Below are 14206 nucleotides of genomic sequence, written 5' to 3' on the forward strand. Positions count from 1 at the left end.
CGAATCTCCAGAAAAGTCGGAAAAACCGGAATTACGGGGATACGTCGGGGAACAACATTTGAAAGACTGAACAGCGAGCGCCAAAAAAGGCGATCCGAAAGCCGTGTTCGGAAATCATTCTTGACGTGCACGCTCGCCCGGTCAACGCTCATCGCTTGTGCGGCGCAACACGGGCAACGCCCCGCCAGTGTACGCAAGCTGGCAGCAAGCAACGGACACCTCAAGTAGAATGTTTGTTCACCATCAGGAACGTCCCCAATGCCGGCTACCGACCGCTCCGCCACTGTTTCCGCCTCGCTCAAACCGTTCGGACCGCTACCGTTGGCGAACCGTTTCGCGACGCTCGGCCCCGAGTTCTTTACCCGTCTGCCGCCCCAGCCCCTCCCCGCGCCCTACCTCGTCGGTTTCTCCGCCGATGCCGCGCGTCTGCTCGGCTGGTCGCCGGACGCCGCGCGCGATCCGGAATTCCTTGCCACTTTCGGGGGCAATACCCCGCTGATCGGCGGCGATCCACTCGCCAGCGTCTACTCCGGGCATCAGTTCGGTGTGTGGGCCGGTCAGTTGGGCGACGGCCGTGCGCTATTGCTCGGTGAATCGGACGGCCCTGGCGGGCGCTGGGAGATTCAACTCAAGGGCGCCGGTCTCACGCCGTATTCGCGCATGGGCGACGGACGCGCCGTGCTGCGCTCGTCGATCCGCGAGTTTCTCGGCTCGGAAGCCATGTTTCACCTCGGCGTGCCGACCACGCGTGCCCTGTGCGTGATCGGTTCGGACGCGCCGGTGCGCCGCGAGACGATCGAGACCGCAGCCGTCGTCACGCGTCTGTCGCCGAGTTTCATCCGCTTCGGCCACTTCGAACACTTCTGGGCGGGCGATCAGTACGAAGCCTTGCGTCAGCTTGCCGACTTCACGATCGACCACCACTATCCGCACTGCCGCGAGGAAGCCAACCCTTATCTGGCGCTGCTGAGCGCCGTATGCGATGCGACGGCTGAGCTCGTGGCGCACTGGCAGGCCGTGGGCTTCTGCCATGGTGTGATGAACACCGACAACATGTCGATTCTCGGTCTGACGATCGATTACGGCCCGTTCGGCTTTCTCGATGGCTTCGACGCGCATCACATCTGCAATCACTCCGATACGCAGGGACGTTACGCCTATCAGGCACAGCCGAACGTCGCGTACTGGAACCTGTTCTGTCTGGCGCAGTCGTTGCTGCCGCTGTTCGGCGAAGGCGAAGCGGCCATCGAACAAGCGAAATCGGTGTTACCCGTTTTCAAGACGCGCTTTGCCGAAGAAATCGACCTGCGCATGCGCGCCAAGCTGGGCCTGCGCGAGTCGCATGCCGACGACGAGGCGCTCATCAACCGGCTGTTCAAGCTGATGCACGAAGGGCGCGTCGATTTCACGCATCTGTTCCGCACGCTGGCGACGTTGCAACTGGACAACCCCGACGCGGACGCCCCGTTGCGCGACATGTTCATCGACCGTCCGGGATTCGACGCGTGGGCGGTCGATTACCGCGCGCGTCTGCGTCATGAGGCCAGCACCGACGCGAAACGCGCCGTGGCAATGCGGCTCGTCAACCCGAAGTACATCTTGCGCAACCATCTGGCGGAAGTCGCCATTCGTCGCGCTAACGAGAAGGACTTCTCCGAGGTCGATACGCTGCTCAAGGTGCTTTCGCATCCGTATGACGAACAACCCGAATTCGAGCGCTACGCCGAGTTGCCGCCGGACTGGGCCGGTCAACTGGAAGTGAGCTGCTCGTCTTGATTATTTTGGGGTTCGGCGCGCCGCGGACGTGGTGTACCTGCGCGTTGCAAAGACAGGATTTGTCCCCATATTGGCTTCCTGACACGCTGAATCCCTTTGAACCCGACTGAACGTATGCGACGCACGGTGACCCACGCCGTGCTGGCGCCCCACAGGAGATTTCTATGAGCAAAGTGGAAAAGACCGACGCCGAATGGCGTGCCCAACTCGACGACGTCGAGTACGAGATCACCCGTCACGCGGCGACCGAGCATGCCTTTTCCGGCCGTTATTGGGATCACTGGAAGGACGGCACTTACCGATGCGTGTGCTGCGGCGCGCCGCTATTCGAGTCGGCCGAGAAGTTCGATGCCGGATGCGGCTGGCCGAGCTATTCCAAACCGATTGACGGCGCTGGCATCGACGAAATCGCCGACTACAGTCATGGCATGGTGCGCGTGGAAGTGCGTTGTCACAACTGCGACGCCCACCTGGGGCACGTTTTTGAAGACGGCCCGCAGCCGACGGGCCTGCGCTACTGCATCAACTCGGCATCGCTGAACTTTGAGGATCAGGCGGGAGCGTCCGACAAGCCGAAAGACGATTGAGGGTAATCTTCTGCATAGCGGACGCCACGGCGTCCGCTTTCAAAAGGCGGCCGCGCGCCGCTGAATCACGGTGAATCGGCGTGAATTTCACGCCGTTCTCCCGCAATTGGCAACTTCTGGCCTTAGTCTTGCGTCCACCTGACTTTTTACTGGGAGCCCATGTCATGTCCAAGAAATCCGAACGCCGTCTTAGCCTCGCCGTCGCCGCCTCGCTGATTGCAGGTGGCGTCATCCTTAGCGCTCCGGCGCACGCGCAAATCAACGTGCCGCAAGCTGGCGCGACGGCCGGAGGCAGCGTGTCTGTACCGGCGGTCATGCCGCGCGCCGTGACGGTCGAGCAGGCGCTCAAGGCCCCGAAGGATATGGAGGCCGTCATCGAGGGGCATATCGTCAACCGGATCAAGCACGAGCACTACACGTTCCAGGACGCTTCCGGATCGATTGAGATCGAACTCGACGACAAATATCTTCCGACCGGTCAGCAGATTACCCCGGAGACGCGGGTGCGCATCATCGGCGAGGTGGACACCCATCGTATGAAGCCGAACGATATCGACGTGAAGCGCATCGAAATCGTCAAGTAACCGACACGCTTCTCCGTTCCCGGCACGGGCCTTTGAAATATAATGCGGGTTTGCGCCCCGGCCTTTGCGCCGGGGGCGGAAACCTCCGAAGCCCCCAAGCCGAGACTTCATGAAATTTCTCTTCGACCTGTTACCGGTCATCCTGTTTTTCGTCGCCTTCAAATTCGCCGGTATTTACGTTGCGACCGGCATCGCGATCGTCACGACGATTGCTCAGGTTATCTGGATGTGGTTGCGCCACCGCAAGGTAGAACCCATGCAATGGGTGAGTCTTGCGATTATCGTGGTGTTCGGCGGCGCGACCATGCTGCTGCACGACGAGACCTTCATCAAGTGGAAACCCACTGCGCTTTACTGGCTCTTCGGCATCACGCTGTTCGTCGCCGAACTGATGTTCGACAAGAATCTGATCCGCGCGATGATGGAAAAGCAAATGGCGCTGCCCGAGCATCTGTGGCGCGCCGTGAACTTCAGCTGGGCGCTCTTCTTCCTTGCGATGGGCGTGCTGAATCTGGTCATCGCTTATCACTTCTCCACCGACACGTGGGTCGACTTCAAGCTCTTCGGCGGCATGGGCCTCATGGTCGTGTTCATCGTCGTGCAGAGCCTGTGGCTCGCGAAGTACATCAAACAGGACGAGTAACGTCGTCTGTCAGGAAGCCTCCGCCATGACCATGGAACAGCAAATCGAAGCGCGGCTCACCGCTGCGCTCTCCCCACTTGAATTTGCGCTTGAGAACGATAGCGCGCGGCACGCCGGACACGCGGGCGCCGCCTCGGGCGGGCATTACAACGTGCGCATCGTATCCGCCGCGTTTACCGGACGTAACCGCGTTGCGCGGCACCGCCTGGTGTATGATGCGCTAGCCGATTTGATGCAGAACGGCATTCACGCCCTCGCCATCGTTGCGCTCGCCCCTGGCGAAGCGTAACTAGCCTGCGACGCGTCCCCCGTCGATTAATCTTGCCTTCGTCATTCGTTAGGAAAAACAGCATGGCATTGAAACTCGCCCGCACGGCACTGGCGCTCGGCGCAGCCGTGTCGCTGACCGCCGTCTCCCTCCCCGCCCTCGCCCAGAACGTCGCCGTCGTGAACGGCACGCCGGTGCCTGTGGCCCGCGCCGACGCCATGTTGCGCGAGATGGTCCGTCAGGGTCAGCCGAACTCACCGCAACTGCAGCAGCAAGTGCGCGAAGAACTGGTCAAGCGCGAAGTGCTCGCGCAGGCAGCCATCAGCAAGGGTCTGGCGACCGATCCGGTCGTCAAGCAGCAGCTCAAGCTGGCCGAGCAAGGCGTGCTGATCCGCGCGCTCATCACCGACTTCCAGAAGACGTCGCCGGTCACGGACGCTGACCTGCAAGCGCGTTACGATCAGTTGAAGAAGCAATTCGGCGACAAGGAATATCACGCACGTCACATCCTCGTGCCGAGCGAAGACACGGCTAAGGACATCATCGCCAAGCTCAAGGGCGGCGCGAAGTTCGCCGACCTCGCCAAGCAGTACTCGAAGGATCCGGGTTCGGCACAGAACGGTGGCGACCTCGACTGGTCCCCGGCCAACGCCTACGTGCCTGAGTTCGCCGACGCACTGCAAAAGCTGCAGAAGGGTCAATACTCGCAAACGCCGGTGAAGACGCAGTTCGGCTATCACGTGCTCGAACTGGACGACGTGCGCGACGCACAGATCCCGCCGCTGGCAGACGTCAAGCCGCAGCTCGTGCAGCAGATGCAGGAAGAGAAGCTGCAAGGCTTCATCGAAGGCCTGGAAAAGAAGGCCAAGATTCAGTAAGCGTTTTAGCTGCTGAAGCAAAACGAAAATCCCGCCAACTGGCGGGATTTTTGTTTATGGGCATCGGACAAAAAAACCGCCTTCCCCTTGTCAGGAAAGACGGTCTTTCAGACTTGCAGCATCAAGCGAGGCACGCGCTCACCGCGCAACGCCTCAACACGTTAAGCCACCCAGCGGCGCGCGTTGCGGAACATGCGCATCCACGGGCTGTCTTCGCCCCACTGCTCCGGCGCCCAGCTCATCTGCACGGTGCGGAACACGCGCTCCGGGTGCGGCATCATCACCGTGAAGCGACCATCACCCGTCGTCACTGCCGTCAGACCGCGCGGCGAACCGTTCGGGTTGTACGGATACTGCTCGGTCGGCTGGCCACGATGGTCGACGAAACGCATCGCCGCAATCGCCTGGTCGATGTTGCCCTGCTGACCGAAGTTGGCGAAGCCCTCACCGTGTGCGATCACGATCGGCAATTGCGAACCGGCCATGTCCTTGAAGAACAGCGACGGCGAATCGAGCACTTCCACCTGTGTCAGACGCGCTTCGTACTTCGATTGGTTGTACGTGAACTTCGGCCATGCCGCCGCACCCGGAATCAGGTTCGACAGGTTGCTCATCATCTGGCAACCATTGCACACGCCCAGCGCGAACGTGTCGGCGCGATTGAAGAAGCCCGCGAATTGCTCGGCCAGCGACGGGCTGAACAGAATCGTCTTCGCCCAGCCTTCACCTGCACCCAGCGTATCGCCGTACGAGAAACCGCCGCACGCGATGAAGCCCTTGAACGCTTCGAGCGAATGACGGCCCGCCAGCAGGTCGCTCATGTGCACGTCGTAAGCTTCGAAACCGGCCTTGTCCAGCACATAGGCCATTTCCAGGTGCGAGTTCACACCCTGTTCACGCAGCACAGCCACTTTCGGACGTGCGCCCGATGCAATGAACGGTGCCGCGATGTCTTCGCTCGGATCGAACGTCACCTTCGGCGAGAGGCCCGGGTCGCTCGTGTCGTTCAGCGCTTCGTACTCGGCGTCCGCTGCCGCCGGATTGTCGCGCAGACGCGCAATGCGCCAGCTCACTTCCGTCCAAACGCGTTGCAGTTCGGCGCGCGAAGCACCAAAGATCTTCTTGGCATCGCGATAGATTTCGATCACGTCGTTCGTGTTCGGCTTGCCGATCACGTTCGTGCACGACGACAGACCCGCTTCACGCAGCGTCTGCAACACGGCGTCGCGCTCCGAAGCACGCACCTGAATCACGCCGCCGAGTTCTTCCGAGAACAACGCGCGCAGCGTCTTGTCTTCACGACGGCCGACGGTCTGCTTCGCCCAATCCTTGGCATCGCCATAATCCGACTCGAAGCCTTCGTCGAGCGTGAGCATGTCGACGTTGAGCGACACGCCGACGTGACCGGCGAACGCCATTTCCGCGACCGTGGCGAACAGACCACCGTCCGAACGATCGTGGTACGCGAGCAGCTTGCCGTCGCTGTTGAGCTTCTGGATGGCGTCGAAGAAACGCTTGAGATCCTGCGCGTCGTCCAGATCGGGCGTCACATCGCCGATCTGCTGCGTCACCTGCGCGAGGATACTGCCGCCCAGACGATTCTTGTTGTGGCCCAGATCGATGGCGATCAGGACCGTCTCACCCGCGTCAGCGACCGAGCGCAGTTGCGGCGTGAGATGGCCACGAACGTCTTCGACCGGTGCGAATGCCGACACGATCAGCGACACAGGCGCGACCACATCCTTGTTGTGGCCAGCGTCGTCCCACTTCGTGCGCATCGACAACGAATCCTTGCCGACCGGAATCGACAGACCCAGCGCCGGGCACAGCTCCATGCCGACGGCCTTCACCGTGTCGAACAGCGCAGCGTCTTCGCCTTCGGTGCCGCACGCGGCCATCCAGTTGGCCGACAGCTTGATCTGATCCAGCGACGTAATCGGTGCTGCGGCAATGTTGGTGATGGCTTCACCGACGGCCATGCGGCCCGACGCCGGTGCGTCGATCACCGCCAGCGGCGTGCGCTCGCCCATCGTCATCGCTTCGCCGCGATAACCCGCGAAGTCCATCAGCGAGATGGCGCAGTCGGCCACCGGCACCTGCCACGGACCGACCATCTGGTCGCGTGCCGTCATGCCGCCCACGGTACGGTCGCCAATGGTGATCAGGAACGACTTGCTCGCCACCGTCGGGTGACGCAACACCGCACGCGCCACTTCGTCCAGCGACAGGCCGGTGACATCCACCGGCGGGAACTCTTGCTTCACACGCGTGACGTTACGGTGCATGCGCGGCGGCTTGCCGAGCAGCACGTCCATCGGCATGTCGACCGGGTCCGGCGATTCCGGATGCATCGGGTCGACCAGCTTCAGTTGACGCTCGTCCGTGGCGACACCCACGACCGCCACCGGGCAACGCTCGCGCTGGCAGATTTCCTGGAATGCCGGGAAGCTGTCCGGTGCGATGGCGAGCACGTAGCGCTCCTGCGCTTCGTTACTCCAGATTTCGGCGGGCGACATGCCCGACTCTTCCAACTGCACCTGACGCAGATCGAAACGTGCGCCCTTGCCTGCGCCGTCGACCAGTTCGGGGAATGCATTCGAGATGCCGCCTGCGCCGACGTCGTGAATCGACAGGATCGGGTTGGCCTCGCCCTGGCGCCAGCACCAGTTGATGACTTCCTGCGCACGGCGCTCGATTTCCGGGTTGCCACGCTGCACCGAGTCGAAGTCGAGTTCGGCCGTGTTGGTGCCCGTCGCCATCGAGCTGGCCGCACCGCCGCCCATGCCGATGCGCATGCCCGGGCCGCCGATCTGGATCAGCAGCGTGCCAGCAGGCAGGTCGTGCTTGTGCGTGTGTTGCGCGGCGATGTTGCCCATGCCGCCCGCGATCATGATGGGCTTGTGATAGCCGCGAACACGACCGCCCACATTCTGTTCGTAGGTACGGAAGTAACCGCCCAGGTTCGGACGGCCGAATTCGTTGTTGAACGCAGCGCCGCCGAGCGGGCCGTCGATCATGATTTGCAGCGGCGACGCGATGCGGTCCGGACGACCGTAGTCAGCGCCGGTGTCGTCAGGCTTGCGCAGCGACGGCGGCACGGCCACGTCGCGGTCGTTTTCCCACGATTCACGCGCATCCGGCAGCGCCAGATTCGACACGGTGAAGCCCGTCAGACCGGACTTCGGCGTGGATCCACGGCCCGTCGCGCCTTCGTCACGAATCTCGCCGCCCGCGCCCGTCGACGCGCCCGGGAACGGCGAAATCGCCGTCGGGTGGTTGTGCGTCTCGACCTTCATCAGCGTGTGCGTCAGTTCGACGCTGCGGCCGTACTTGCCGTCGGCACCGCGCGGATACCAGCGCTCGACCTCGGCGCCTTCCATCACCGAAGCGTTGTCCGAATACGCCACCACCGTGCCCTGCGGGTGCAGTTGGTGCGTGTTCTTGATCATCTTGAACAGCGTCAGGTCCTGACGCTCGCCGTCGATGGTCCAGTCGGCATTGAAAATCTTGTGACGGCAGTGCTCGCTGTTGGCCTGCGCGAACATCATCAGTTCGACGTCGGTCGGATTGCGCTTCAGGGTGGTGAAGGCGTCGACAAGATAGTCGATTTCGTCTTCGGCCAGCGCCAGACCGAGATCGCGGTTCGCGGCTTCGAGTGCGCTGCGGCCCACGCCGATCACGTCGACCGTCTGCAGCGGCTTGGCCGGCAGTTCGACGAAGAGCACTTCGGCATCCTTACGCGTCGCGACGACGGTTTCGGTCATGCGGTCGTGCAGGACGGCAGCCACACGGGCGAGCACGTCGGCGGCGAGCGACTTCTTGCCACCCAGCAGGCCCGACTTCACGCCAATCGTGTATTCCACTGCGCGCTCGATGCGGCGCACGTGATCGATGCCGCAGTTACGGGCGATATCCGTCGCCTTGCTTGCCCACGGCGAAATCGTACCCAGACGCGGAATCACCAGCAGTTGGTCGCCCACCGGCTCTTCGCGCACCAGTTCACCGTAAGTGAGCAGACCGGCGACACGGGCGACATCGTCACCCGACAGCGGCTCGGCGCTGGCGACCAGGTGGACGTAGCGCGCATCGATGCGCACGATCGAACTGTCGATGGCTTGCAGGGTCTGCAGAAGACGTTGCTGGCGGAATTCGGAGAGCGCCAAGGCGCCGGCGAAGCAGGCAATGTGAGTCATGGAAGGACGGAAGGCGAGGCGTTCAGAACGCGGGGGAACGACAAACCGGGATTATACCCTGCTTACCCCGGGTTATACCCGAGTGCGCGACAGGCAATCTGCGTTGCGTCCCGCCCTGTGAGGGCGTCTCTCTGGTAACCTATGCGCCCCGTATCCACTCGGGCCGCAAAACCCGGTTCATGCAGCTCGCCGGCCATGCGGCACGTCAAAAAACGACACTAACAAGCGAACGAACGGGCGTTCGCCACACACCAGACGGTTGGGAATGAAGGTCATCGTTATCGGCGGCGGGGTCATTGGCACGTGTACTGCCTACTATCTGGCCGCTGCGGGACACACGGTCACGCTCGTCGAGCGCAATAGCACGGTTGCGCAAGAGAGCAGCTTCGGCAACGCAGGCGTCATCGCCCCGGGCTACGTCACGCCCTGGGCCGCGCCCGGCATGCCGCGCAAGCTGCTGGGCTATATGTTCAGCGCCGCCAGCCCGCTCATCTTCCGCCCCGGCCTGTCGGCCGGCACGTGGCGTTGGGCCGCCCGCTGGCTGCGCGAGTGCAAGATCGACCGCTATCGCGCCAATCGCGAACGCATGCAGCGTCTCGCGTTCTATAGCCAGCGCTGCCTCCACGAACTGCGTGAGTCTCACATCTTCGAATACGAACATACGCAGGGCTATCTGCAATTGTTCCGTACCGAGCGCGAGATCAAGATGAACGAGCCGGCGCGCGCCATGCTCGCCGAGAATGAAGTGCCGCACCGGCTGCTGACCGCCGAGGAGTGCCGCAAGCTCGAACCGGCCATTTCCACCGATGCGCAACTCGCTGGCGGCCTGCATCTGCCGCGCGACGAGACCGGCAACTGCCCGCTGTTCACCAAGCGCCTTGCCCAGATCGCACGCGACATGGGCGTCACGCTCGCCAACGAAACGACGGTCCTCTCCGTGCGACCGAACGTTGGCCGTGCCGGCGTCAGCGTCGAGACGGCCAGTACCGCCCAGATGGGGCAAACATCGACGCTCGAAGCGGACGCCGTCGTGATCGCCGCAGGTGTGGCGAGCACCACACTGCTGCGCCCGCTCGGTATCGACCTGCCGCTGTGGCCGATCAAGGGCTACTCGATCACAGTGCCGGTCAAGACCGAACTGTTCAGCCCGCGAATCGCCGTCATGGACGAGTCGTACAAGACCGCCATCACCCCGCAGGGCAACCGCTTGCGCATTGCGGGCACGGCCGAGCTGGGGGACACGCAGCTTGTGCTGCGTGAGCGCGCCATCGCAACGCTTTACAAGGTGGCGACCGACTGGTTCCCTGGCGCAGGCAAATACCGCGAGGCGCGGGCGTGGGTCGGTGCGCGTCCGATGCTGCCGGATGGCCCGCCGCTGCTCGGCGCGACGCATCTGCCCGGCATTTTCCTCAACGTCGGCCACGGCTCGACCGGCTGGGCGATGGCCTGCGGCTCGGGACGCGTGCTCGCCGACGTCATCTCCGGACAAACACCCGATATCGATCTGAACGGGCTGACGCTCGCTCGATACGATCGGTGAGCACTGACCGAGCGGAAACGACGGGGGATGCCCCCTTTCACCGTTTCCCGCTCGGTTCGCCGCGTCGGAGATTGCCGACACAGTGTCGGGATTCATACTGACAGGCGAAGCGGCGCGTTGACGGCATAATTCCCTGATAGGCACGCCAAGCGTGGCGACGTCCCCAGACGCCTCTTGTCCCCCCGACAGGAATCGAACGGGGCGCGTCGTGCGCTGCGACGCCGCCTCCATTGCCCTAGCTTCCGGGAGCTTCGCCTGTCATGTCCGATTCCCCGCGCGCACCGCACTCCCTTCCCGACACCGTATCGACGACCGCTTCCATCACCGCGTCGCTCGACCTGTCTCTCCCCGCCACACTGCGCGACGTAGAGCGCGTTGCCGCCGCCAAACTGCCCCCTCACACCCTGATGGCGCGCGCCGGAGCGGCCATTGCGCACTGGCTCTATGGCCGCCTCCCCGCCCTCGCAAGCGCGGGACGTCAACCCGTATTGCTGCTCGCGGGACCCGGGAACAACGGCGGAGACGCTTACGTTGCCGCTCGCGAATTGCACCGTCGCGGCGTGCTGGTCGACGTGTGGCAACTCTCGCCGCCCACCGCAGACGACGCTCGCTGGGCGCTCGGCGAAGCCCTCACTGCTGGCGTGCCGGTGCGGCCCGCGCCGACCACCTGGCCACAACCGACGCCTTATGCGTGGATCGTCGACGGCCTGTTTGGCATCGGGCTCTCCCGCCCCCTCGACGGCGCAGCCGCCACACTGGTCGAGAACATTGCCTACGCACACACAGAGGGCACGCCGGTGCTCGCCATCGACATTCCCAGCGGACTGCTTGCCGCCACCGGCATGGCCGCCGGGCCGGTCATCCGCGCCGATGAGACGATGGCGATGATCGGCGCCTGCCCGGGACTTTTCACCGGCATCGGGCGCGATGTCGCCGGTGATGTGCTCGTCGCCACACTGGGTGCCGACGACGCATTCGCGGAAGTACCGGCGCGATCTCCCATCGCCACCCTCTCGCCCGATGCGTTTCGCACGCATTTGCCGCATCGTCATCATGCGTCGCACAAGGGCAGCTACGGTTCGCTGGCGGTCCTCGGCGGCTTCGATGGCATGGTGGGCGCGCCAATGCTCTCTGCGCGCACGGGCCTGATGAGCGGTGCCGGTCGCGTGTATGTCGGGTTCGTCGCGCACGACGCCCCCGCGTGGGATCCGGTGCATCCGGAGCTCATGCTGCGGCACGCCGAGAATCTCGATCTCGCGACCATGCAAGCGGTATCCGTCGGCCCCGGACTGGGAACGTCGGCCGCATCAGCGGCTTGCCTCTCCCGCGCATTGGCGCTGGACGATACGCCGCTGGTGATCGACGCCGACGCGCTCAACCTGCTGGCCGCCGAACCGGCGCTTGCGGAGCGCGTGCGTCGCCGCGCCGGACCGACGGTGCTCACACCGCATCCGTTGGAGGCCGCCCGGCTCGCAGGTTGCGACGTCGCCCGCATCCAGTCGGACCGACTCGCTTCCGCCCGCGCATTGGCACAGCATTTTGGCGCGACAGTGGTGCTCAAAGGATCGGGCACCGTCGTAGACGATGGCGCAACGACCTGGATCAATACGACCGGCAATGCCGGGCTGGCGACGGCCGGGACCGGCGACGTGCTGACCGGCGTCATCGGCGCACTGCTTGCGCAAGGCATGCCTGTGACGCAAGCCGCTCTGGCGGGTGTATGGATTCACGGACGCGCCGCCGATCGTTGTGTTCGAGAAGGTGCAGGGCCAGCGGGTCTGACGGCGTCGGAACTCCTGCCAGCGATCCGCACCGAACTGGCGACGGCAAGCGCCATCCGCGCATAGCACCGTCCTTAGCCGCATTTCAGCGTGATTTCACGGTGACTCCCGTTATACTTCGCTTTATCGAAATGGCCATATCGCACATGCCGTACAAGACATCCGTTCGTCTGGACCGACTTCCCGCCTGGCGCGCTCTGCTTGAACACCGCGACGAAATCGCTGCACAACACATGCGCGACTGGTTCGCCGGTGCAGGCGCCAACGCCCGCGTCGACAACTTTTCACTGCACGCGGCCGGGCTGTATCTCGATTACTCGAAGAACCGCGTTACGGACAAAACGCGCACGCTTCTCACCCATCTCGCGCGTGAATGCCACGTGCCCGCCAAGCGCGACGCCATGTGGGCCGGTGAACACGTTAACGTCACCGAGAATCGCGCGGCGCTGCATATTGCGCTGCGTGCCCCCAAGGGCGTGACGTTTCGCGACAGCTCGGGCGAAGTCAGCAGTGGCGTCGCCGAGACGCTCGCACGCATGCGAGACTTCAGCGAACGCGTGCGCGACGGCCGCTGGGTCGGCGCGACGGGCAAGCGCATCAAGCACCTGATCAACGTCGGCATCGGCGGCTCCGATCTCGGCCCGCGCATGGTATGCGATGCCCTCGCCGTCTACGGACGTGAAGATCTATCGGCGAACTTCATCGCCAACATCGATCCGACAGAGCTCGCGCGCACGTTGCCAGCGCTCGACCCTGAAGCCACGCTCGTCGTCGTTTGCTCGAAGACGTTCACGACGCTCGAAACCATGACGAACGCGCGCACCATTCGCGCGTGGCTCATTCAGAGCGGCATCCCCGAGGGCGATCTCGACAAGCATTTCGTCGCGGTCTCGACCAATGTGGACGAGGCGATGGGATTCGGGATTCTTCGTGAGAATGTGTTCCAGTTCGGCGAATGGGTGGGGGGACGTTACTCGCTGTGGTCGTCCGTCGGCCTGATCGTCATGCTGTATCTGGGCGCACAGCATTTCGAAGCGCTGCTCGCCGGTGCGCACGCAATGGACGAACACTTCCGTCACGCGCCGCTCGAAGCCAACATGCCGGTGCTGCTCGGCCTGATCGGCATCTGGTATCGCAATTTCTTCGACGCACAGACGCTCTCCATCGCACCGTACACCGACGCGCTTCAAAAGCTGCCGCCGTATCTCCAGCAGCTCGACATGGAAAGCAACGGCAAGTCGGTGCAGATCGACGGTTCGCCCGTCGCCTGGCAGACGGCACCGATCATCTGGGGCGAGCCGGGCACGAACGGCCAACACGCCTACTTCCAGATGCTGCATCAGGGCACGACGCTCGTGCCGGTCGATTTCATCGCCGTACTCGAACCGCAATACGATCAACCGGCCTATCTCGACCACCATCGCAAGCTGCTGGCGAACTGCTTCGCTCAGAGCGAGGCATTCCTTCAGGGCGGCTCGATGGCGACGCCCGAACAGGCCGGCGGCCCGCTGGGTGCGCAGCGTTGCTTCGAGGGCAATCGTCCGAGCAATACGCTGGTGATCGATAAGCTGACGCCCGAACGCCTTGGCGCGTTGATCGCGCTCTACGAACACAAGGTGTTCGTGCAGGCCGCCATCTGGAATATCAATCCGTTCGATCAGTGGGGTGTGGAACTGGGCAAGACACTGTGCCGCGCGATCGAGCCGGAGCTGCTCGATCCGGACTCGCTCAAACCGGACGCCCACGACGCCTCGACGGCATCGCTGATCCGCATTGCGGGGAACGCGCTGAAGAAGAAGGGGTAACAGGACAACAGGGGGCCGGAGACCTTCCGGCAAGCGCCTGTGGATTCGTCAGATTCCAACGAAAAGAGAAGCCATTACGGCTTCTCTTTTTTCGTTTCAGGCGATGTCAGGCGAGCGGACAGTCCTCACAACCCGGCGCCGGAATCGCGAG

Annotated in this window: 10 protein-coding genes; 9 read left to right on the forward strand and 1 reads right to left on the reverse strand. The window is 63.5% G+C overall.

Annotated elements, in window-relative coordinates:
• Positions 1 to 258 precede the first annotated feature (258 nt).
• The 6 genes from ACIQWO_RS06550 (at position 259) to ACIQWO_RS06575 (ending at position 4736) form a co-directional block, all read left to right on the forward strand.
• A complete protein-coding gene (locus tag ACIQWO_RS06550) occupies positions 259 to 1776 on the forward strand; it encodes a YdiU family protein (RefSeq protein WP_402820799.1) in 1518 nt (505 codons plus the stop codon).
• A gap of 164 nt (positions 1777 to 1940) precedes the next feature.
• Positions 1941 to 2363 (forward strand): peptide-methionine (R)-S-oxide reductase MsrB, encoded by a 423-nt coding sequence (gene msrB, locus ACIQWO_RS06555; RefSeq protein WP_402820802.1) that lies wholly within the window; start codon positions 1941 to 1943, stop codon positions 2361 to 2363.
• Between the two features lie 80 nt (positions 2364 to 2443).
• Entirely contained in the window at positions 2444 to 2947 is a 504-nt protein-coding gene (locus tag ACIQWO_RS06560; RefSeq protein WP_402820805.1) for a NirD/YgiW/YdeI family stress tolerance protein, read from the forward strand.
• A gap of 109 nt (positions 2948 to 3056) precedes the next feature.
• Positions 3057 to 3590, forward strand: a complete 534-nt coding sequence (locus ACIQWO_RS06565) for a septation protein A (RefSeq protein ID WP_150737101.1) — start codon at positions 3057 to 3059, stop codon at positions 3588 to 3590.
• Positions 3591 to 3615: 25 nt separating this feature from the next.
• A complete protein-coding gene (locus tag ACIQWO_RS06570; protein WP_039397988.1) occupies positions 3616 to 3879 on the forward strand; it encodes a BolA family transcriptional regulator in 264 nt (87 codons plus the stop codon).
• Positions 3880 to 3941: 62 nt separating this feature from the next.
• Positions 3942 to 4736, forward strand: coding sequence for a peptidylprolyl isomerase (locus ACIQWO_RS06575; protein WP_402820812.1), 795 nt, complete (start codon positions 3942 to 3944; stop codon positions 4734 to 4736).
• A 161-nt stretch (positions 4737 to 4897) separates the two neighbouring features.
• Here ACIQWO_RS06575 and purL read toward each other — a convergent pair whose 3' ends face one another.
• Positions 4898 to 8929 (reverse strand): phosphoribosylformylglycinamidine synthase, encoded by a 4032-nt coding sequence (gene purL, locus ACIQWO_RS06580; RefSeq protein WP_402820814.1) that lies wholly within the window; start codon positions 8927 to 8929, stop codon positions 4898 to 4900.
• Positions 8930 to 9194: 265 nt separating this feature from the next.
• Between purL and ACIQWO_RS06585 the strand changes: the two genes are divergently transcribed.
• The 3 genes from ACIQWO_RS06585 (at position 9195) to pgi (ending at position 14055) form a co-directional block, all read left to right on the forward strand.
• Positions 9195 to 10469: a D-amino acid dehydrogenase gene (locus ACIQWO_RS06585; RefSeq protein ID WP_402820817.1), complete on the forward strand. Its 1275-nt coding sequence runs from the start codon at positions 9195 to 9197 to the stop codon at positions 10467 to 10469.
• Positions 10470 to 10729: 260 nt separating this feature from the next.
• On the forward strand, positions 10730 to 12316 hold the full coding sequence (locus tag ACIQWO_RS06590) for an NAD(P)H-hydrate dehydratase (protein ID WP_402820820.1): 1587 nt from the start codon (positions 10730 to 10732) through the stop codon (positions 12314 to 12316).
• An 80-nt stretch (positions 12317 to 12396) separates the two neighbouring features.
• Complete coding sequence (gene pgi, locus ACIQWO_RS06595) at positions 12397 to 14055, forward strand: glucose-6-phosphate isomerase (RefSeq protein ID WP_402820823.1); 1659 nt, start codon at positions 12397 to 12399, stop codon at positions 14053 to 14055.
• Positions 14056 to 14206: the final 151 nt, after the last annotated feature.

It is taken from the genome of Pandoraea sp. NPDC090278 (genome assembly GCF_044772185.1).
GTDB lineage: Bacteria > Pseudomonadota > Gammaproteobacteria > Burkholderiales > Burkholderiaceae > Pandoraea.

Coding starts and splice junctions, on each gene's coding strand:
- ACIQWO_RS06550 (WP_402820799.1), top strand. CDS start 259: ATGCCGGCTACCGACCGCTCCGCCACTGTTTCCGCCTCGCTCAAACCG.
- msrB (WP_402820802.1), top strand. CDS start 1,941: ATGAGCAAAGTGGAAAAGACCGACGCCGAATGGCGTGCCCAACTCGAC.
- ACIQWO_RS06565 (WP_150737101.1), top strand. CDS start 3,057: ATGAAATTTCTCTTCGACCTGTTACCGGTCATCCTGTTTTTCGTCGCC.
- ACIQWO_RS06570 (WP_039397988.1), top strand. CDS start 3,616: ATGACCATGGAACAGCAAATCGAAGCGCGGCTCACCGCTGCGCTCTCC.
- ACIQWO_RS06575 (WP_402820812.1), top strand. CDS start 3,942: ATGGCATTGAAACTCGCCCGCACGGCACTGGCGCTCGGCGCAGCCGTG.
- purL (WP_402820814.1), bottom strand. CDS start 8,929: ATGACTCACATTGCCTGCTTCGCCGGCGCCTTGGCGCTCTCCGAATTC.
- ACIQWO_RS06585 (WP_402820817.1), top strand. CDS start 9,195: ATGAAGGTCATCGTTATCGGCGGCGGGGTCATTGGCACGTGTACTGCC.
- ACIQWO_RS06590 (WP_402820820.1), top strand. CDS start 10,730: ATGTCCGATTCCCCGCGCGCACCGCACTCCCTTCCCGACACCGTATCG.
- pgi (WP_402820823.1), top strand. CDS start 12,397: ATGCCGTACAAGACATCCGTTCGTCTGGACCGACTTCCCGCCTGGCGC.